We start from the raw sequence: 20,032 nt of genomic DNA, 5'->3' as shown, positions 1-20,032 counted from the left end.
CGGCGGGTTCTTGGTTGTGGATTCTCCGATGACAGGCAGGACCCGTGGTGCTAGCCGATGAACTGGTGCTACCCGATGAACTCCCGCGGCGACGGTCCACGACCGTGCCGCACGGCCATCTCCGACCAGATCAGCATCGCAATCGGGCCGACCACGAAAAGCCCTGCAATAGGCGGCCTTTCGTGCGGACGCGCCACGGTTGACTTGTCGGAGTTTCGCAGGTTCATCGCATTCTCCGTTCAGCAGCACCGGTCGTCGACCGCGCGGGATGTGGTGCGAGGGTGAAATCCCGGATCGCGGCGGCGAAACGCTCAGGCTCCTCCAGATGACCCAGGTGGCCGCTGTGTTCCAGGACCACCAGTCGCGAGTCGGGGATGAGGTCGTGCAACTCCTGCGCCCAGCGCGGTCCGCAGATGACGTCGAAGCGGCCCACCATCACCAGCGCGGGCACGGCGACTCGCGGTAGGTCGGCGCGGTCGTCGACCAGGTCGTGGGAACCATCGGCGTCCAGACCCGAGATGTAGCTCGCGCGCAACGCTTCCCACACCTCGGCCCAGCGCGGTTCGTCGCCCCAATAGTCGGCGAAATACGCGGGCAGCACACCGCGGGCGACGGCCAGCGTCTGCACGTCGTTCGAAATGGCTTGCATCGCACCGAATGCCGCGAGAATGTCACCCAATTCGGGACGATCGGCGTGTGCGGCGGTGAACTCCTGAAGCCGCCGGGCTGCCTCCGCGCCGTGCTCGGGACCGGTCACCGGGGCGCCCTCGTAGAGGATGATCCCCGCGAGCTCATCCGGGTGGTGGATCGCATGGTAGGCGGCCACGAACGCTCCGTGCGAGTGGCCGAGCAGATAAACCTTCGACCCGCCCAGACGCTCGATGATCCGTCGCAGCGCAACGCTGTAGCGCTCCCGGGTGTAGCCGTGCGGATGTGTGGTCAGCCGACCGGATGCACCGGTGCCGAGCGCTTCGACGTACACCATGGTCAGGTGCTCTTCCAGCTCGGGCACTCGCAGGTACTCCCAGTGGATGCCCGGCCCGCCGGGATGCGCCAGGCAGACCGGTCCACTGCCGTACACGTGATACCGCTGGGTCGCACCGTCGGAGTCGAAGGTGTGCGCGCCGGGCGCGAGCACGGCAGCTCTCTTCAGTGGCAGGGACATCACGCCGCCCGTAGTGGTGCGGCGAAGGATTTACGCAGCGAGGACGGCCCCACCAGCGGCAGTAGCGCCGCCAGGATCTTGCCCTTGAATGCTTGCGGGCTCCGGGTCAGCTCGACATCGACGCGGGTACCGGACACGTCGGGCGTGGCGCGGAAGACCCAGCCGCCGCCCGCGCCGAAGAGCTTGGAATTTAGCGTGGTGATGGTGACGGTATCCCCGGCCGGGTCCCATTCGTAGCGGGCGTGCTCCCACGCGGCGGCGGTGCCCTCGGTGACCTCGGCCCAGGTCTCGCCGCGCTCGTGCACGACGAAATGCTCGGCGTCGATAGTCGGCCACACGTCGGCACGGGTAGGCCCGAAGTCGGTGAGTACGTGCACGACCTCGGCGGGAGACAGGGTGGACATCAGGTGAAAACGGACAGTAGCCATGAGAACTACGATCGCCGTGTCGGGTATCGCGGCGAATCGGTCAGATGACGCTGAGCGTGACGTAATCGCGTTCGATAAGGTCAGCTGGGGCTCGCAGAGCGACGCGACACCTGGAGAAGGAGTAGTGCGGCCGTGCCGATCTTCGGACGAGACACCGAGCTCGAGAACTTGCGTGCCCTGGTGGAAAGTCCCGGCCGGCAGAGCGGGTTTCTGATCGAAGGCGAGCCCGGTATCGGCAAGTCCACGCTGGTCGAAGAGATGGCCGCCGCCGCGGCCGTCGTGGACGTACGGGTCCTGCGCACCGCCGGTGCCGAAGCCGAGCAGAACCTCCCTTACGCGGGACTGCACCGGCTGCTTTATCCGCTGCGCCGCGGGTTCGAAGCCCTCCCGACGCGCCAGTTCGACGCACTGGCAACAGCTTTGGGGATATCCGACGATCCCGGCGAACCGAGCCCCTACCTGGTGGGGCTCGCGGCGTTGACACTGCTCGCCGATGCCGCGCTCCCCGCCGACGGGGCGAGTGGCGACGTCGCCGCCGACCAGCCGTTGCTGATCATCGCCGAGGACGTGCACTGGCTCGACGCGGCCAGCGCCGAAGTGCTCGCCTTTCTCGCGCGCCGCATCGCCACCGAACCCATCGCGATGATCGTCACCACGCGCTCGGCCACCACATCGCCACTTGGCGCCGCAGGGCTGGACGCCATGCGGCTCCAGCCGCTGTCGGGCAACGACGCAGCGGCGCTGCTCGACACCGCCGCACCACAACTACCGGCGCCGATCCGCAGCAGAGTGCTTGCCGAGGCCAAGGGCAACCCACTTGCCCTGGTCGAATTGCCGACAGCGGTCACCGACCTGACCGATTCCGCACCGATGTTGCCGATGACCCAACGACTCGAACACGCTTTCGCTGCCCGAGGAGCGGCGCTGCCGGAACGCACCAGATCGGCCCTGCTCGTCGCGGCGCGCAACGACAGTGACTCGATCGCCGAAGTGCTCGCTGCCACCGGCATTCTGCTGGGCAGCGCGGTCGAGCCGGAGATTCTCACGCCCGCGGTGGAGGCCGAGCTCATCGACATCGGTTCCGACACAGTGATATTCCGGCACCCGCTGATCCGGTCGGCCCTGGCCGCGACGGGGGCGGCCGACCGGCAACGGCGCGCGCACCTGGCACTCGCCGAGATTCTCGACGCGCAACCGGATCGACAGGTGTGGCATCGCGCGGCGGGCGCCGTCGGCCCCGACGAAGAGGTAGCCGCCGCGCTGGACGACACCGCCGCCCGGGCGCGCCACGTCGGCGGTGCGATCGCCGCGCTGGAGCGCGCCGCGACGCTGAGCGACACCCCGCGCCGCCGCGTGGACCGCCTGTTGCGGGCCGCCGAACTGGCTGTCGACTCCGGTCGCCGCGATACCGTGGGACGGCTGGTGGATGCGGTACGCGCGCTGCCGCTCACGGCTGGTCAGGAGGCCACCGCGGACTGGCTGCTCAGTGAGTTCGAGGACGGAATGCGCGAAAATCCCCTGCGCATAGGGGAACTGGCCGCCCTCTCGGCCGAGCTCGCCGCCGAAGGGTATGTGGATCCCGCGCTGCGGATCCTGTGGGGTGTGGCCACACGGTGCTATTGGGCCGAACCGGGACCAGATACTCGGCGCACGGTGCTGGCGGTCGCCGACACCTTCGGCATTCCCGATGGCGATCCGCGCAAGCTCGCGATCGATTCGATCGTGGCACCGTTCGAGCGCGGCGAAGAGGTCCTCGGCCATCTGCGTGTGCTGGCCTCGACCGCGGGGCGCGATCCGGAGGTCGACCACTTTCTCAGCAGCGCGGCGTATCAGGTCGGCGCGTTCGATCTCGCGGCGCACTTCGCCGGCGCGGCCGCACCCGGATTCCGTTCCGCCGGGCGGTTGGGCCTGCTCACCCGCGCACTCGCCATTCAGGCGCGGAGTCTGACCCGGGTCGGAGACCTCGCCGCCGCCATGCCCCTTGCCACCGAGGCAGCGGCCTTCGCTGTGGAGACCGGGCAGCCCTTCATGCATGCGGTGATCACCGCAGTCCAGGCCGAAATCGCCGCTCTGCGTGGGGAGTACGCACAGGCCGCCGGGCTTGCGGCGGAAGCTGAACGGACCGGACTGGCCGCAGGCGCGCGCCCCGTCCTGGCCACCGCGCAACTCGCCAGGGGGCTCATCGCCCTCGGAGAAGGCCGCGCAGAGGACGCGTTCGACGATCTGTACCGCCTCCAGGACCCCCGTGAGGCGTCCCATTCCTATTCTGTGCGTGCCTACGTCCTCGCCGAACTGGCCGAGGCTGCCATCCGTGCCGGGCGCACCGATGCCCTACGGGAAGTGCTGAACGGTTTGGCGACAGTGGCCGAGTCCACATCCTCACCTGCCCTGCACATCGGAATGCGTTATGCCCGAGCGGTGCTCGCGACCGACGACGCCGCCGACCTGTTCGCCGAGGCCATCGCCGCGGACCTGACCGGATGGCCGGCTGAACGGGGCCGCCTGCATCTGGCCTACGGCGAATGGCTTCGGCGTCAGCGCCGGGTCGTCGAATCCCGGACCCATTTGCGCGCGGCCAGAGAGGTTTTCGACGCGCTCGGGTTCGCCTCGTGGAGTGAGCGAGCGCGACTGGAACTGCGCAGTGCCGGTGAATCGAGCCCCAATCGCGACCCGGACGCACGCGATCAGCTCACCCCCCACGAGCTGAGCATCGCGCAATTGGCGGCACAGGGCCTGACCAATCGGGAGATCGGGCAGCGGCTGTACCTGTCGCACCGGACGGTCAGCACCCACCTACACCGCATCTTCCCGAAGCTGGGCATCAGTTCTCGCAGCGACCTGGCCGCCTTGCTGCCCGCCCCGGCCGACGCAACTGCCTGATCAGCAGGCGGCCCCGGCCGACACTCACTACGTCATCTGACGGTCGCCCAAGGGCTCGCGCGCTACTTAGCGTCAGCAGGGCAAATGGTGTGGGACCCCCACCACATCGGCCCACGGACGACAGCAGGAGTGCAGATGGATCTCAGCAGACGACTTTTCGGTGGCGCGCTGGCGGCTGGTGCGGCGGGTCTGGCCGCAACCACGTTGAGCGGCTGCTCCACGGACTCCTCCGATGCGCCGGTGACCCCGGTGCCAGGTGCGGATCACCGGGCGGGCGCGGGCGCCAACGCCACGCTGGGCCCCATCAAGCACATCGATGCCGGTGTCCTCAACGTCGGCTACGCCGAATTCGGGCCGAGCACAGGACAACCCGTGATTCTAGTGCACGGCTGGCCCTACGACCCCTACGCCTTCGCCGATGTCGGTCCGATACTCGCGGCGGCCGGATACCGGGTGCTCGTCCCATTCCTGCGCGGTTACGGTTCGACCACCTTTCTGTCCGCGCACACCGTCCGCAACGGCCAGCAGTCGGCCATTGCCCGCGACATCGTCGATTTCATGGACGCGCTGCATATCGACAAGGCCATCCTCGGCGGGTTCGACTGGGGCGCAAGAACAGTCGACATCGTCGCCGCGCTCTGGCCGCAGCGGTGCAAGGCGATAGTCGCGGTGAGCGGATACCTGATCACCCAGCTGGCAATGCAGCAGCAGCCACTCACCCCGCAAGCCGAACTCGGCTGGTGGTATCAGTACTACTTCGCCACCGAGCGCGGGCGCCTCGGCTACAGCAACAATCGCAACGACTTCAACAAGCTGATCTGGCAGCTGGCCTCCCCGCAGTGGGAATTCGACGACGCCACCTACGCCCGCAGCGCCCTCACCTGGGACAACCCCGACCACGTCGACATCGTCGTCCACAACTACCGGTGGCGGCTGAGCCTTGCACCGGGCGAACCGCACTACGACGTCTATGAACAGCAACTCGCCACCGGCCCCGCCATCACCGTGCCCGCCATCACGATCAGCAGTGATTTCGATGGCGCGGCGAAGGACGGCAAAGCCTACCGAGCCAAGTTCACCGGCGAATACGAACACCGCGTCCTGGACGGCATCGGGCACAACGTCCCGCAGGAGGCCCCACGTCCCTTCGCGCAGGCCATCATCGACGCAGATCACCTGTGAAACTCGTCGGGGCAGGCTTTCCGCCTGCCCCGGCAACTCACGCCTCTCCTGTCATCTCCAGGGATCCGCGGGGCTGGATGTGGCCGTTGGAATCGAGCTCGACCACGGTGTCGATGCCGATCCTGCGCAGGAACGGATAGTCGTGACTGACGACCAGGATCGCGCCGCGGTACTCGGTCAGTGCTTCGACGAGTTGGTCGACGCTGGCGATATCGAGGTTGTTGGTCGGCTCGTCGAAGATCAGTAGCTGGGCCGGCGGATCGGCGAGCAACAAGCGGGCCAGACCGACCCGGAAGCGTTCACCGCCGGACAGTGTCGAAACGGGTCGATTGACACTGTTTCCGCGCAGGAGTAGCCGGGCCAGCTGATTGCGGATGGTTCCGGGCGGGGTGGAGCCGGCGACCGCACCGACGTTCTCGAGTGCGTCGGCCTGATCGTTCAACCCGTCCAGCCGTTGCGGGAGATAGCCCACCCGGTCGGTGTGCAAGGTGGCGCGCCGCGGATCGCGACCGTGGAGCAGGTTCTCGATCAGGGTTGTCTTCCCCGCGCCGTTGGGACCGACTATCGCGACCCGTTCCGGGCCCTGTATGAGGATCGTGCGCTCTCCGTCGCGCAGTTCCGCGATCCGCCGACCGCGCGGCACATCGGGATCGGGCAGGTCGAGATGGATGTGTTCCTCGCGGCGGACCTGGGTGGTTGCCGCATCCAGAATAACTTGGGCTGCAAGTACTTTGGCGTCGAGAGTGGTGCGCATGGCGCCAGCTGAGCCCTGCGCCTTGCTGGCACGATTGCCCGCCATGATCCGCGGAATACCGCCGTTGTGTTGGGTCGCCTTGCCGGTGCGCTCACGCCTGGCCAGCTTGGTCTCGGCCTCGATGCGTTGACGTTTCTCGACCTTCAACGTTTGTTCGGCGGACCGAGCGGCTTGCTGAGCTGCTGCCTGTTCCTGCTCGATGTACTGCTTCCACGCGCTGTAGGGCCCGCCGAATCTTTCCAGCGTCGCGCCGTGCAGTTCCGAGGTAGCGTCCATGTGCTCGAGCAGTTCGAGATCGTGGCTCACCACCACGAGTGTGCCCGGCCACGAATCGACGAATCCGGTGAGCGCGGCGCGGGTTTCGCGGTCGAGATTGTTCGTCGGCTCGTCGAGCAGGGTGATCGGCGTGCGCTGGATCCGCAGCCCGGTGATCGCGATGAGGACTGCCTGGCCGCCGGACATCTCACCTACCTTGCGATCGAGATCGGCTGCGCTGAAACCGATTTCGTGTAGTGCCTCGTCAGCGCGAGATTCGATGTCCCAATCGTCGCCGATGGTGTCGAAATGCCGCTCGTCGACCTCGCCTGCCTCGACTGCGCGCAGTGCGGCGAGTGTGTCCGCGATGCCGAGCAGTCGCGCGATGGTGGTGTCATGCCCGAGAGTGAGCGTCTGCGGGAGATAGCCCACTTCGCCGAGGGTGTCGATGCGCCCGGAGGTCGGTGTGAGAATTCCGGCTACCAGGCGCAGCAGCGTCGACTTGCCTGCGCCGTTGCGGCCGACCAGACCGGTGCGGCCACTAGTGAAGACGCCGTTGACGCCGTGCAGCGCGACGGTGCCGTCGGGCCATTCAAAGGTCAGGTTCTGCAGGGTGATTGCTGATTGGGTGGATGAAGACATGAGGCGGTAGCTCTTCCTGCTCGCGATACGAGCGGCTGCGAGATGGGGGGACAGGTCTCGAGCAGCAGGCGAAGGCAGGCGGGCACGACAGAGCCGACCGGATAAGGGCGCAGATGGGAGCGCATGCGTCAATGACCGCGCTCGAAGGAGCGCGTGGAATCGGGACGCCGCCTTCGACTGGGCGGCTAGAGTCTGTCGACCTCGATGAGCACGCGACCACGTTACCACCGGGCTCCCAGGACTCGCCGCGATGTGTCGGCCGGTGCATTACGTCGGGATCAGCGTCAGTTGACCGATGCTGCGGGCGCCCGAACCGATCAGACTTCGAACATGACCACATTCCCGTGGCCGCCCGCCGTCGCAAAGGATCGCCTCATGTCACCCCGACTTCACGGCAAGAAGACTCTGATCACCGGCTCCACCAGCAATATCGGTCGCGCCATCGCGTTCGCCTTCGCCGCGGAAGGTGCACACGTCATTGTGTCGGGACGCGACCGGGCACGGGGTGAAGCGGTCGTCGCGCAGATCCTCGAGGCGGGCGGACGCGCGGACTACGTCGACGCCGATCTCGACGGCACCGCTGCCGCGAGCCGCGCACTCGCCGCCGCGGCATCCGAGCGGCTGGGTGGGCACATCGACATCCTGGTCAACAACGCGGGGATCTACCCGCCGGGCACCACGCTGACCATCGACGACGAGAGCTTCGACCGCGTCTATGCCGTGAATGTCAAAGCGCCATTCTTCCTCACCCAGGCGGTTGTTCCCGGAATGGTCGATGCGAGCGGTGGCGTGATCATCAATCTCGGGTCCTGGGTCGCCCGCCTAGGTGTCCCGGTCGGTGCGCTCTACAGTTCGACGAAGGGTGCGATGGAAACCCTCACGCGCGCATGGGCTTCCGAATTCGGGAAGCAAGGCGTTCGGGTCAACGCCATTTCGCCCGGCGTCATCCTGACACCCGATTGGGATCCCGCGATCGAGTACCCCGGCGAGACGATGATGCACGGCACGCCGGCAGGCCGAGCAGGCCACCCCGATGCCGTCGCGGCCGCTGCGGTCTACCTCGCTTCCGATGACGCGGCGTTCACCCACGGAACCGTTCTCGATGTCGACGGCGGCAGAACCGGCGTCGCGGTGATCGCCGATCGCGGGATCATGTGATGCGTGGCATCAGTCGAGTCGCGCGGCTGATGCGGAGTTCGGTCGAGTGCTGGGGGAGCCGCGTAGTCGGACGGGTCGGCGACAAGTTGTTCGGGGTCACGCTTGGCTCTCGCTGGTGGACGGCCACCACGCGAACTGCGATCGCCCAGGCCTCGGTGATACCTCCACCTCATCCGGAGAATCAGCTCGTGCTGTATTTGCGAGGGGAACAGGCACTTCGGGGCATGGCGGATCGGCTCACCGGGCGTGGTCACCGGCCGGTCGCGCCCGCTAACCCGTATTGGGCACGGAGCGGAGCAGTGTTGTTCGCGGATCCCGACGGCTGGCTTGTAGTGCTGACGCCGAGGGTTTTCGGCGAGCCGCCGTCGGCTGAGTAGGACGCGTCTTTTCATGGTCGGCTAGCTCGGGGACATACGGGCACATGGACAACGCGAACGCACTCGCATGCCGCGACCCGCGCGATCCCGACGGCCGCGGTCCCAGCTGACGAACGCACTCTTCTGCCGATTTCCGTAAGTCGCACTGAAGGTATGACGCATGAAGGCGTGCGGGCGGTAGACGATGATCGGCATCGCTTCGTCTATCCGTCGAGATGGTCATCGACGTCCCCGTTTTCGGCCTTATTGCGACCTGGCGTGCTAGCGACCCGGACTCATTCCTGATTGGAACGCCACGGCCAGAGTTTCGGGGAGATCAGTATATCTGCCTAGGGTGGTGTCGAGGAATACGTGGAGGTAGCCGCGTTGCAGGTCAACGGACTTGACAGCGTCGACTGTGCCGATCATCTGGGGTGTGAGGGGAGCGGGAATAAGGCCGCCGCTGGTGAGCGATGCGGCAATGACTTGGTTGTCGCAGAACGAATTGTGTTGTGCACCATCAAGTGTGAAGTGGAATTTTGGACCGCCCGGGGTCGACCAGAATTGTCTCCAACCGGGAACATCGTCTCGGTTGTGGCCTTCGCCGCTGATCAGAAGGAAGGGACGAGCCAGTCCATCAGTAACGACGGAGTGAACCGTCACGGGTTGAAGACCGGCTTCAGGAGTTGACCAGCGCCGGTCGGCGTGGCGGGTTTTGAGCGTTTGACCAGCGCCGGTCGGCGTGGCGGGTTTTGAGCGTAGTAGGCAGTCTCGTACTCGGCCGGGGTGAGGTAGTCGAGCCGGGAATGCAGGCGAGCGTTGTTGTACCAGTCGACCCACTCCATCAACGCGAATTCGACATCGGCAACGGTCTTGAACGGGCCGTGCCGACGGATGACTTCGGTCTTGAACAGGCCGATGATCGACTCGGCGAGTGCATTGTCGTAGGCATCGCCAACGCTGCCGATCGAGGCTGACAGTCCTTGCAAAGCAAGGGATTCGGTGAACATGACCGAGGTGTATTGACTGCCGGCGTCGGAGTGATGGATCAGTCCGGGCTCGATCGGATGTCCGTAGTGATCGCGTCGCCAGATCGCCATGTTAAGGCCCTTGGACACCAACGCGGCCGTCTTCGTCGATGACACGGTCCATCCCACGATCGATCTCGAGAACACATCGAAGACGAACGCCACATACGCCCATCCCGTCCAGGTCGAGACGTAGGTGAAGTCGGCAACCCACACCAGATTCGGCGCCTGCGCACCGAAGTCGCGGTTGAGTCGGTCACCGGCACGGATCCCGTCCTTGCTGGGGATCGTGGTGCGGTGGCGGCGACCTCTGACCACGCCGTTCATACCCAAATCCCGCATGAGCCGGTCGACGGTGCAAAACGCTGCCGAGTGTCCGCGCCGACGCAGATAGCGAGTCATCTTCCGCCGCCCATACATCTGCTCCGGGCTACCGACCAGCCCACGCAGTGCATGTTCGAGGTTGGCATCAGTAACATCGCGGGCCGACGGCGGCCGGAATCTAGCTTTTCGGTAGGTCCGGGGCGCGATCTGGATGCCGTGCTCGGTGAGCACGCGGCAGATCGACTCGACGCCGTGGACCTGGCGGTATTGATCGATGAATCCGACGATCAACGGTGTCGCGGGTCGAGTTCCCGCGCGAAAAAAGCCGACGCCAACTTCAGTATCTCGTTGGCCTGCTTCAGTTCCCGGTTCTCTCGACGCAGCTGCTCGAGCTCGAGCTGCTCGGCGGTCTTCGCCGCGGCAACGGGCTTACCCGGACTCGCTTGGGCTTTCAGGATCCACTGACGCAGGCTTTCGGGATGCACGTCGACCATCGGACCGATCGCTTGCGCCGCGGCATATGCGGACGGGTACTCGTCGAGGTGGTCCAGGGCCAACCTCAGAGCCTTCTCGCGAACCTCGGGCGGGTAACGCTTGGACATGATGACCATCTTCCTCAAAGAAGGAAGCGGTCTTCAACCCGTGACGGTTCACAGCGAACATCTCACCCCTTCGAGTTGTGCCTGTTCGCACTGCGTCACGCCGCGGTCTCCGATCACGCCCTCCCCAGGCCGACTACCGGCTGGCCGGCGTATATGGGCACCGGGCCATGCGCCTCTGGGGGGGTAGCGCCTTGAACGAGCGCCGAACGCGTCCCATCTGAGAGGACGGGATTGCTACCCAACGAACATCCGATAATGCCGAAGAGCGCGCATTCAGGACTTCTGTCCGTAGGCCACGGACCCGTTTCACATCATCTCGTCGCCCGCTGGGCCGATGACCACGATTCCTGCGATCGACTCGTCCATCCAGCGCTGTGGCAGGTCTCCCGCGAGAAGTTCCTCAAGATAGTGCGGGGGCTCTCGTCGTAGGCCCCGAAGTACATGTGCCACATATGGCACGTCGAAGTGCCCGGTGTCCATGGGAAGCTGATCGAATACCAGGTCAGGCGAGTACGCCGTATCGGCACGCTGCGCGACCGACATCTGCCCGATTCGCATGGCGGACAAGGACTCCAGCATGATCTTGGCGATCTGCCTGGCGCCGGTCTGAGGTTCGAGCACGAATGCCTTGATATCGGGATGCACACGACCGAGCAGACGTAACCGGCGCTGGTCTCGTGCGGGATCGACGAAATCTTCCAGTGGAAGCGACCAATGAAAGGCCTGCGCCGCCAAGTCGGCGGGGCAAAATGGCTTGAGATACTTGGGGATGATACTGGGCACGACCGAGACCCCGGCGCGTGCGCGGCTGTGGCAACCCCGGTCGTTCTCGTGCCGCAAAGAACAGTTCAGCGACTTTCGGTAGGTCTGATTCCCGCAATAGAGCACGTGGGCAGCGGGCACATCGAACAGATCCGCTGTCATGAGCAGGGTCGTGAGCTGGCTCTGTGTCGCGCCTTCTGGGGTGTAGTCGAAATCGATGTGCCAGCGCCGCGCACTTGGTCGTTTGAGGTTCTTGGCCTGGACCAGCATGCCGAAGCTTTCGCCGGTGGAGTCCACCCACCACCATAGCCAATCCGCACCGACATGCCGTTCCTGCCGGCGGGTGAACTTGCGGAATCTGGCATGTGGCCACACCTCTCCGAGCAACAGATCTGTGGCAGTTTCCTCGGCCCACATGTGTTCAGCAGCAGCCATTTTGGACGCATGTCGGTCTACGGCGATCCGTGCTCTGCGAACCGCGCGGTAGAGGTCCGATCGGTCGGTCAGCGAAGTCATCGTGCAAGCTTGCCTGGTCGGTGGTCATCAGACCCCAGGATCGAGTACCGCGACAACCTGCCCACGACAACCGTTTCCAGAGGAAGCGTGCTCCGGGATAAGCAACCCGCGCCACTCGGCGGTGCGAACGCACGCTCATGCCGCTGATCGCGTTGACCCAACCGACAGCGCCTTGGATAAGCTATGGGAGTGTGGCCCTTCGTCGACGAACATGCCTTCTGGGTCTGGGCGGCTGACGCCGACGCGGAGTTGATCGAACAGGACGAAGACGTGATGCTGCACGACCCAGCAGGGCTGACGCTCCTGTTGGGTGCTGCCGAGGATTCCGGCTGCCCCAAGCAGCGCTACTGTGCCGCAGTCCTGCACGACTTCTCCCGCCGGATTGTGGGCTGGCAACTCTCGGATGCTTATTCAGCGCTGCAAGCTGCCGCCGCGCGAGCGTCGACGAGCCATGATGCTTGGGTGCGCCGATGGGCGGACTATGTGACCCGGTTGTTCTCGTACCTCAGCGATGCCGGACCAGTGAACCGTGCCGACGCCGAGCAGATGGCGAAGGATCTGCTAACCGGCCCGGCCGAAAGGCTGAAGGTACAGGTCGCCCCCGGCGAAAAGCACTGGCAATGCTCTGAACCCGACAGCTACCCGACATACCTCTACATCGACCGCAGGACTGGTGCATATCGGATGACACGGCCACGTCCACTGTCCGGACAAGAACTCAGCACGTTGCGCCGCGATCGTGTGCGAAACCGATTGGTGCCGTAACAATCAGATCGTGTGTACCGACCCGATCGTGTCAGGTGAACGCGCTCTCGTGCCGCATATCGCGCGGTCACGAACGTCCGCTTCTGCCGATTACCGGACGTCGGGTACCTGCTGCTACCGGCGCGTTCGATTGGGCTCACGTTCGAATTGATATTCAGCTGCACTTTTCGCCTCAAATCGCCCAATATCTGTGCACCAAGCCGGACAAGGCAGCTGGAGGCCGGAGCTCACCTTGAGGGGCACGGTGGCCGGCTGAAGCCGATGCAGGTCAGGTCCGCGGTGCGAGGGTTCATAAGCGGTTGTTCGTGCGTCGGCGGTGGTGCAGGATTCGAGATCGACAGGGAGGCAGGAGAAGTCGTTTATGGACGAGCAACTCGTAGTTGGCGATACTCCGTTCGGGGCGCTGCTCCGGTTGCTGGTACTTGCTCTGCAATGCCCAATTGGTGATGGGCCTGCCGTGCTCGTTGAGGAAAGTCCAGGGACAGACCGCCGCTCGCCGGACTGGGGACCTGGCACGTTCTACACCGCAGGCGAGGATCTCCCAACGATGCTGTCAGCACTGTTGGAAACACATCCCAGCGTCCTATGGATTCCTCGGTGGGAGCGCGCCGCTAGGTCGCGTCGGCCACACTACGACCAGCAGTTGCAGGAGCTTCGGCCGCATTCGCGTGATTCGGGTCTGGTTGTACTCCTGCCTGCGGGGGAACTTGGCTCGCGGTCGGCGGTGCCGATGCGGCAGCACATATATGCACACTGGGACGTAGCTGCGGTAATCGAGGCAAGAGGCGTTTACCCTCTTGCGGAGAACCGCTTTCGAGTCGCAGCGATCGTGCTCCGGGCTAAGGCTGACCCCGCGCCTCCTGTCAGGATGTTCCGTGTCCCGGCGGACGTCGACGCGACCGATGTTAGATCCGACTTCGCGCGCCTGTTCAAACAGGGCGGAGGCCGCAGCGAGTTCGGATACGTTTTGCGCGCGAGACCAGACGCCGATATCGGGCTCAACTTCGATACACACGACCCTGCTATCGAGCAGCAGCGCGCAAGCCTGTCGGGGTTCGGCGGTGTGGTTCGCCTGGGCGACCTGTACGAGTTCCCGCCTGCGATCCACTCGCCGCAGTGGATGGAAATGGCATGTGCGTCTGATTCTGTGGGCGCGGTGCGGATGCTGCGGGGCCGCGACGTCAGTCGTGATGGGTTCCTGGCTACGCCGAGCGAGCACACGCGGTGGGCCCGCGTACCCGAGCAGTTCCATCTCGCGGTAGGTGACGTGCTGGTGCGGAATTTCCACCATCTCAACGATTCCGGCGGTTTGGTGCTTGCCACCGTTCGCCCGGAAGACCTTCCGGCCGCGGTTGCGGACCACCTGCCGGTGATGAGACCGCGTGACCAGCAGGCGACGCGAGACAGGGATTTCGCCCTGAGGTTCCTCCGAACTCCTGTTGCTCTGACGCTGCTCAACGCCACGCTGAGCAGCGTTGGGGAGTTAGTGCGTGTTCGGGCGGCGGCGTTGGCGGAAATGGTTGTTCCCCGCCCGGATCAGGATTTGGCCGACGCGTTGGATGGTTTGGATGCAGCGAAGGAGCGCCTTCAACGATGGCAGGCGCAAGCCGATGAGATTCTCACCTCGGTGTTCCGCGGCGACACTCCGTCGGGAGCCCGGCGACGCGTCATAGAGTCAGGCCGTACCCTGAGGTTACGTGTCGAGGCTGCCTCGTTGTTGGACGACCTCGGCCACACCGTGCGGACGCGTTTCCCGTACCCGGTCGCCGCACGCTGGCGCACTGCAGAGGTACTGCAGAGCGCGGCACCAACCAAGGAAGCCTACGGAGCAATTCTGGACGCGACCGAGATCCTTCTGTGCTACGGCGCGCTGGTGACGTTGGCGTTGACCCGCCAGGAGGGTATCGAGCTCGGCTCCGCCGGCGAGCTCCGGGCGAAACTTCGCACCGGCCGCACGGGGCCAGGTCTCGGTGAATGGACCGCAGTCCTGACCGAAGCCGCCACCAGTAAACGACTTCGATCCATAACACCGTCGCATCCGCTCGGTGATCTGCGTGGAATGCTCTCCAACACCACAGTTAACGGTGCACGACAACGGCTCGCCGACCGCCGCAACGACCAAGCACACATGCGACACATCGACGCAACCGATTTGCCGGACGCGGTGCGAGATGCCGCTGAAGACTTGAGAATCCTCCTCGACGCCGCCCGATTCCTGACCGACTGGCCACTCGTTCAGGTAGCAGCGGTGAGGCGCGATTCGCTGACTCGGCGTTCTCATATCGAGTACCGCGAGCTGATGGGGGACCACCCAGTGGTACCGGTCATCTCGGCCGAACATACGGACAACGAGTTGGAAGTCGGCAGTCTCTACCTGCGCGGCCCCGAACAACGGCTCCACCTTCTCCGGCCGTACCTGATCGGCAGAGATTGTCCGGTGTGCCGGAACTGGTCGACGTTCCATATCGACAGGGCTCCCCAGGGTGCGGCGGTTCTCAAGAGCCTTGAGCATGGTCATACGACGTCAGATCCAACGCTCGGCGACGTTCTCCTGATCGTCGGCCTGCTTTAGTCGCCGCCGTCCCGGCGCGAGAGTCCCGCTACAGGCTGGTGGACTCTCTTGCCGGAGTGCATGGGGCCGGGCCCTGTAATGCCGTATATCGTGCCCGGCTGGCGTACCCAATCGAGCAACACGGCCCGGCGGGTAAATACCCCGCCGGGCCGCTTACTTGGATGTCTCAGGTGCTCCAATGCCTTTCAGATGGTCAAGTGGTCGAGTTCGGACGCTGCTACGGGGTGTCCGACACCACGCGCAAGCGGGTGCGGCTCGTCGGTGAGTACCGCGAGCGCGGCAGCGACTTCGTGCAAGTACGACTTGACGTAGGTGTCGGTAGTGCCGGAACTCTTACCCCGATGTCCGGCGAAAGCCCGGGCCACGGCATAGCTGAAGGTCCGTTCGACCCAGGTCAACGTGGTGTGACGCAGCCAGTGGGCTGTGACACCTTGCGTGGCTACCCAAGGCAGTGACTCGCTGATTCGTCCCCAGATGTAGTCGTATCGGCGTGTGGTGATCGGTCGGCCGTGGCGGTAGCGCAGCAATTGGCCGGTGAAGGGCGCCCCGCGATCGGTGGCATGGTCGTCCAGGTGCCGCATCAATGTTGGTGACACCGGCTGCCAGCGATCCGAGCCACCCTTCTCCCGTAGGAACACCAAACACTGGTCGCGATCGAGATCCTGTGGTCGCAACGCCAGCGCACCGCCGCGACGGCATGCGGTCTCGAGGTGGAACCGCAGGATCAGGGAGTCGAGTTCGGGATCGTCGCCGGAAGTGGCGGCAACCTGGCAGATCTCGGCGACCTGACCCGACGGGATCGCATACCGATGCGATGACCGACGGGAAGGGATCGGCAACCGCCGTGCCGGATTGTCCTGTGGCCGAACCCATCCGGCCTCTTCGGCGTAGCGGTAGAGGCAGCGCACCGCGGACACGAAGTGCTCGACCGCGCTGGTCCCACCCCGAGACGCTCGATTGGTGCGGGCGGTTATCTGCACCGTGTACGCGAGTTCTTCGAGTTCGTGGCGGGTGGGCTCGGTCAAAGATCGGTCCGGCCAACGCGATTCGAGCAGATCGAAATGGGTTCCGTAGGTGCGCGCGGTACCCGCCGACAGACGTGCCCGCACGCGCGGGATCACCTCGGCGAACGTCGGGGCTGCTGGTGCGGTGTCGACGAGGTCGGCGGCGGTGATGCCCATCTGGGCCAACAGCAACCGGGCCGCAGCCAAGGTATCTGCGGTGGCCGCAGTCTGAGCAGCGCTTTGGATAGTCACAGCGATTCCTCCAGGATTCGTCGGCTCTGACTCGTCAGCCCGTCGAGCACGGCCGGGGGATGGATCAGAAGGCGCTTCTTCCCGAAGTGCGCCACCAACAGCACCCGGTCACCTTCGAGCAGACCGACCCGGCGACGTTTGCGGACCGGAACGCGAAAGAACCCGGCACGAGTCACCTGGACAGAGCCATCGGTCGCCTCGCACACGAGAATCAGTCGGTCCTCCGGACACGACACCGTCAGCCGGGTGCCCGGTAGCCAGCCCAGCGCCGTGAGCACCGCGCGGTCGGCGACACGGCCCGCATCACCCACGACAGCGAAGCCGTAGATGATCTCCGGATCGGTTGTGCGGGGGATGAAACGCACCGGCAGCGGGCCGTGGATGCGTTCCTGAAGAGGGGTCTGCGGCGGGATGACGGGCTCGATCACCGGCGTTCACCGCACCCAGCACCGAGGGCGCCGAACAGGCTGAAAAGTGGCATATCTGCCACCTGTGCATTGCGTACATGCAGGTCAGGGACGTGCAAGGTGGTTCTCCTTCGTGTGCGAGTGCACTCGAACACGCTGGAGCCCCGAAAGTGGCACATATGCCACAAATCTGTGCGCGAGAGGGGACTTCAACCGTCGCCACCTGGGGTTTTGTGGGCATTTCTGACCATCGCGTCACTCCATCCCGCCACTAGAGATGTCGCTGGGTGCCCGTGTACTGCACTGGCCGCGCCGAAAATATCCGACACCTACCTACCGTCTGTTTCGAAGTGGCGGGTTCTCCAAGTGCCCATTCGCCAAACCTTCGCGGTTGTCAGGATGTTCTCGGAATGGTTGATGTAATGCGTTGGGTATCGCATGGGCGTTGCCGAGCTGGCGGGCCGCGGGTTCGGAACCTTCGTAGGTGATGTCGACGGTGGTGGACCCCTTGCGGTTGCTCAGCGTAGGTCCGAAAGGCAAAAGTCACCGCCCAGAGTGGCATGTAGACTCGATCTTGGAAGAGCCGCGGACCAGGGCATCACTGACAAGGTGCCTGATGTTCCACAAACGCAAACATACTCCTGCGCTGTCGCACAGCTCTGACGAAGCCGTCCCGGATATCGTCCCTCCTGCTCGAAACGCTCTGTCCGTCAGCGGCTTGCGTAACCATGGCCGGTTGAGCGGGAGTATCACCGCGCGTTGGCTAGCCAGGTTGCCGCAGGGAAAGATCTTGCGACAGAGTTCTTTTGCAGTCCATAATCGCGATGGCGAGCGATAGCCGACCTGAGGGGTCGGCAAGCGGCGAACCCCTCAGAATTGAAGTCGATTGCCCCGCTGAACCACCGCCGCTCTCTGGACGTGCAGCACGAGCTCTACTTCGCCTGCTGCGGGATGCCGCCCGGGGCAAGGAAAAGCCAATCAAACCCAACGCTGAGGAATGCTGATGTCTGCCATAGAAAATGAGTGGGCCGTGCTCGACGATCTCCTGGGATTGGAGACTGAGCGAGTGGACGTGGCTGAAATCGATCTGTGCTTCTACGGGCGCTGCTCCACCGAGGATAATCAAGATCCCGAGACTTCCTATCGGTGGCAGCTTGGAAATGCCGAGAAGTTCATCAGCGGGAAGATCGTCAAGAGCTATTTCGATGTCGGGCAATCACGTTCGGTGCCCTGGCATCGACGTACCCACGCCGCTCAACTCCTGGAAGACCTCCGAGATCCTCAGCGAGGCTGGACCGGGATCGTTGCCGGAGAAGGCACCCGATGCTGGTTCGGCAACCAGTTCAGCCTTGTTGCACCACGCATCCATGCCTACGGGGTCGAGATCTGGGTGCCCGAGTTGGGTGGCCGGTTCGATCCGAACAACGTCACGCACTCGATGATGATGAGCATGCTCGGCGGGCTCAGTGAATCCGAACGCCAGCATGTTCAGCAGCGAACTCGGGCCAGCATGGATGCCCAGGTCCTCAACGAGGGCCGCCATCAAGGCGGCAGGCCGCCTTACGGCTATCTCGTCGTGGACGGACCGCCGCATCCCAACCCGAACCGCGCGGCGGACAACCTGAAACTTCGGATCCTGTCGATCGACGCTGCGACCGCTCCGGTCGTTCAGCAGATCTTTCGTTCCTATCTCGCCGGCTACGGCGACCGGGCCATCGCTACAGAACTGAACCGGTTGATGATTCCGTGCCCGTCCGCGCATCGTCCCGAGCAAAACAAGCATCGTGCCGGTGACGGCTGGCAGGGCTCTACGGTTGCAGCGATTCTGCAGAACCCGCGCTACACGGGCTATGCGATCTTCGGGCGTTGGAGCAAACGCGAAGAGTTGTTGGATCCCGACGACGTCGCCGCAGGGCATGTCGTCCGGTTCAGGCGTTCGCCCTCCGAACGCATCGTCAGGTCCCGTCGACCCGCTCATCCGGCGATCGTCTCGGTCGAGACCTTCACTGAGGCAACGCTTCTGCGCCGCAAGCGGGCCGGGATGAGTAACCGTGCCCGAAGCCAGCTCGAGCGGACCAGGCCAATTCGCTCCGGTGGTATCTACCTGTTGCGCGGGCGGGTCTACTGCAGTGCCTGCGGCCGCAAGATGCAGGGCGAAGTGCTGCGGGGAGCCGTCTACTATCGTTGCCGCGCACGGAGTTTAGCTCCTGGCAGTGCGACTCAGCACGAGCATCCCCGGACGGTGAATCTGCGTGAGTCGCATCTCATCGGACCTGTCGACGGCTGGCTCGCGACCCTGTTCGATCGGAAGAATCTGGACAGCACCGTTGCGGCATTCGTGGATGCCCAGAACGACGACGGCATCGATTCTCGCCGTCAGGCGTTGCGCCAACGTATAGGACAGGCGCAGATGAAGATCGGGCGTCATCTAGCGGCGATCGAAGCGGGGGTCGATCCTCAGGCTGTCGTTGAGGCGCTGAATTCGGCTCAGGCGGAAAAGGCGGCTGCGGAGGTTGAGTTGAACAACCTTCCGAAGGTTGAGAGGCTGACTGACACTGAACTCCGCAAACTGATCGAGTCCTTGGGCGATGTCCGCGCGATCCTCGCTGCGGGTGCACCAGATCACAAGATAGAGCTCTATAACGCGTTTGAGCTCCAGGTGCGCTTTGCGCACCTGGAGCATCGTGCAACTGTTAGTGCATCCCTGTGTGGGGATAGCACTGGTGTCCGGAGGGCGAATCGACCACTACGCACACCACCTAGCCCAGCAGACGTCGTTGGTGGTGGGTTGACGCATGCGGTGGGGGGAGGTCTGACACGGTCGGTTCCACGACAGTGGCCGTGTCGATTCGCTGTGAACGCCAACCATTAGCTTGCTTCAAGCCTGTGCGCGGCCGATACCCAGTCACGAACGCCCTGTACTCGTTACGAGCGCGGGGCGTTTGGCGTTCTGATAGTTGAGGTCAGTGGTTGAGCGTCT

General features: G+C 64.5%; 13 protein-coding genes, 1 pseudogene and 1 other annotated feature. Of the genes and pseudogenes, 7 read left to right on the top strand and 7 right to left on the bottom strand.

Annotation, left to right across the window (positions count from 1 at the left end):
- Positions 1 to 223: 223 nt before the first annotated feature.
- Both ACFULV_RS07380 and ACFULV_RS07375 read right to left on the bottom strand, forming a co-directional pair.
- Entirely contained in the window at positions 224 to 1,165 is a 942-nt protein-coding gene (locus tag ACFULV_RS07380) for an alpha/beta fold hydrolase (protein ID WP_378654107.1), read from the bottom strand.
- A complete protein-coding gene (locus tag ACFULV_RS07375) occupies positions 1,165 to 1,593 on the bottom strand; it encodes a hypothetical protein (RefSeq protein WP_378654104.1) in 429 nt (142 codons plus the stop codon). Before ACFULV_RS07375 ends, ACFULV_RS07380 begins: the two co-directional genes overlap by 1 nt.
- A 132-nt stretch (positions 1,594 to 1,725) precedes the next feature.
- Here ACFULV_RS07375 and ACFULV_RS07370 point away from each other — a divergent pair, with 132 nt between their 5' ends.
- Positions 1,726 to 4,473: an AAA family ATPase gene (locus ACFULV_RS07370; RefSeq protein ID WP_378654101.1), complete on the top strand. Its 2,748-nt coding sequence runs from the start codon at positions 1,726 to 1,728 to the stop codon at positions 4,471 to 4,473.
- A gap of 135 nt (positions 4,474 to 4,608) precedes the next feature.
- On the top strand, positions 4,609 to 5,655 hold the full coding sequence (locus ACFULV_RS07365; protein ID WP_378654099.1) for an alpha/beta fold hydrolase: 1,047 nt from the start codon (positions 4,609 to 4,611) through the stop codon (positions 5,653 to 5,655).
- A 37-nt stretch (positions 5,656 to 5,692) separates the two neighbouring features.
- Here ACFULV_RS07365 and ACFULV_RS07360 read toward each other — a convergent pair whose 3' ends face one another.
- The gene (locus ACFULV_RS07360) at positions 5,693 to 7,306 is read right to left on the bottom strand and encodes an ABC-F family ATP-binding cassette domain-containing protein (RefSeq protein ID WP_378654096.1); all 1,614 of its coding nucleotides are present in this window, start codon (positions 7,304 to 7,306) and stop codon (positions 5,693 to 5,695) included.
- A 375-nt stretch (positions 7,307 to 7,681) separates the two neighbouring features.
- Here ACFULV_RS07360 and ACFULV_RS07355 point away from each other — a divergent pair, with 375 nt between their 5' ends.
- Complete coding sequence (locus ACFULV_RS07355) at positions 7,682 to 8,464, top strand: SDR family NAD(P)-dependent oxidoreductase (RefSeq protein WP_378654093.1); 783 nt, start codon at positions 7,682 to 7,684, stop codon at positions 8,462 to 8,464.
- The gene (locus ACFULV_RS07350; RefSeq protein ID WP_378654091.1) at positions 8,464 to 8,841 is read left to right on the top strand and encodes a hypothetical protein; all 378 of its coding nucleotides are present in this window, start codon (positions 8,464 to 8,466) and stop codon (positions 8,839 to 8,841) included. Before ACFULV_RS07355 ends, ACFULV_RS07350 begins: the two co-directional genes overlap by 1 nt.
- Before the next feature lie 710 nt (positions 8,842 to 9,551).
- On the opposite strand, the pseudogene ACFULV_RS07345 reads toward ACFULV_RS07350, so the two are convergent.
- Together ACFULV_RS07345 and ACFULV_RS07340 are read right to left on the bottom strand one after the other, a co-directional pair.
- Positions 9,552 to 10,774: pseudogene (locus ACFULV_RS07345) on the bottom strand (IS3 family transposase); the annotation flags it as partial.
- Positions 10,371 to 10,499, bottom strand: a sequence feature (AL1L pseudoknot). (Overlaps the previous pseudogene by 129 nt.)
- A 306-nt stretch (positions 10,775 to 11,080) precedes the next feature.
- Positions 11,081 to 12,052 carry a hypothetical protein gene (locus tag ACFULV_RS07340; RefSeq protein WP_378654089.1) on the bottom strand — a complete coding sequence of 324 codons (972 nt, stop codon included), beginning with the start codon at positions 12,050 to 12,052 and terminating at the stop codon, positions 11,081 to 11,083.
- A gap of 183 nt (positions 12,053 to 12,235) precedes the next feature.
- Between ACFULV_RS07340 and ACFULV_RS07335 the strand changes: the two genes are divergently transcribed.
- A complete protein-coding gene (locus ACFULV_RS07335; RefSeq protein WP_378654086.1) occupies positions 12,236 to 12,817 on the top strand; it encodes a hypothetical protein in 582 nt (193 codons plus the stop codon).
- An 868-nt stretch (positions 12,818 to 13,685) separates the two neighbouring features.
- Positions 13,686 to 15,389, top strand: coding sequence for a hypothetical protein (locus tag ACFULV_RS07330; RefSeq protein WP_378654083.1), 1,704 nt, complete (start codon positions 13,686 to 13,688; stop codon positions 15,387 to 15,389).
- A gap of 185 nt (positions 15,390 to 15,574) precedes the next feature.
- Here ACFULV_RS07330 and ACFULV_RS07325 read toward each other — a convergent pair whose 3' ends face one another.
- Positions 15,575 to 16,645, bottom strand: a complete 1,071-nt coding sequence (locus ACFULV_RS07325; protein ID WP_378654080.1) for a tyrosine-type recombinase/integrase — start codon at positions 16,643 to 16,645, stop codon at positions 15,575 to 15,577.
- Entirely contained in the window at positions 16,642 to 17,073 is a 432-nt protein-coding gene (locus tag ACFULV_RS07320) for a hypothetical protein (protein WP_378654078.1), read from the bottom strand. The genes ACFULV_RS07325 and ACFULV_RS07320 overlap by 4 nt, the downstream gene beginning before the upstream one ends.
- A 982-nt stretch (positions 17,074 to 18,055) precedes the next feature.
- Here ACFULV_RS07320 and ACFULV_RS07315 point away from each other — a divergent pair.
- The gene (locus ACFULV_RS07315) at positions 18,056 to 19,924 is read left to right on the top strand and encodes a recombinase family protein (RefSeq protein ID WP_378654076.1); all 1,869 of its coding nucleotides are present in this window, start codon (positions 18,056 to 18,058) and stop codon (positions 19,922 to 19,924) included.
- Positions 19,925 to 20,032: the final 108 nt, after the last annotated feature.

Source organism: Nocardia sp. NPDC057272, from assembly GCF_042668615.1.
Lineage (GTDB): Bacteria > Actinomycetota > Actinomycetes > Mycobacteriales > Mycobacteriaceae > Nocardia.
The sequence above is the reverse complement of the archived record's forward strand: the minus strand, read 5'-3'. Positions and strand labels throughout refer to the sequence as shown.

Coding starts and splice junctions, on each gene's coding strand:
- ACFULV_RS07380 (WP_378654107.1), bottom strand. CDS start 1,165: ATGTCCCTGCCACTGAAGAGAGCTGCCGTGCTCGCGCCCGGCGCGCAC.
- ACFULV_RS07375 (WP_378654104.1), bottom strand. CDS start 1,593: ATGGCTACTGTCCGTTTTCACCTGATGTCCACCCTGTCTCCCGCCGAG.
- ACFULV_RS07365 (WP_378654099.1), top strand. CDS start 4,609: ATGGATCTCAGCAGACGACTTTTCGGTGGCGCGCTGGCGGCTGGTGCG.
- ACFULV_RS07360 (WP_378654096.1), bottom strand. CDS start 7,306: ATGTCTTCATCCACCCAATCAGCAATCACCCTGCAGAACCTGACCTTT.
- ACFULV_RS07355 (WP_378654093.1), top strand. CDS start 7,682: ATGTCACCCCGACTTCACGGCAAGAAGACTCTGATCACCGGCTCCACC.
- ACFULV_RS07350 (WP_378654091.1), top strand. CDS start 8,464: ATGCGTGGCATCAGTCGAGTCGCGCGGCTGATGCGGAGTTCGGTCGAG.
- ACFULV_RS07340 (WP_378654089.1), bottom strand. CDS start 12,052: ATGACTTCGCTGACCGACCGATCGGACCTCTACCGCGCGGTTCGCAGA.
- ACFULV_RS07335 (WP_378654086.1), top strand. CDS start 12,236: ATGGGAGTGTGGCCCTTCGTCGACGAACATGCCTTCTGGGTCTGGGCG.
- ACFULV_RS07330 (WP_378654083.1), top strand. CDS start 13,686: ATGTTCCGTGTCCCGGCGGACGTCGACGCGACCGATGTTAGATCCGAC.
- ACFULV_RS07315 (WP_378654076.1), top strand. CDS start 18,056: ATGTCTGCCATAGAAAATGAGTGGGCCGTGCTCGACGATCTCCTGGGA.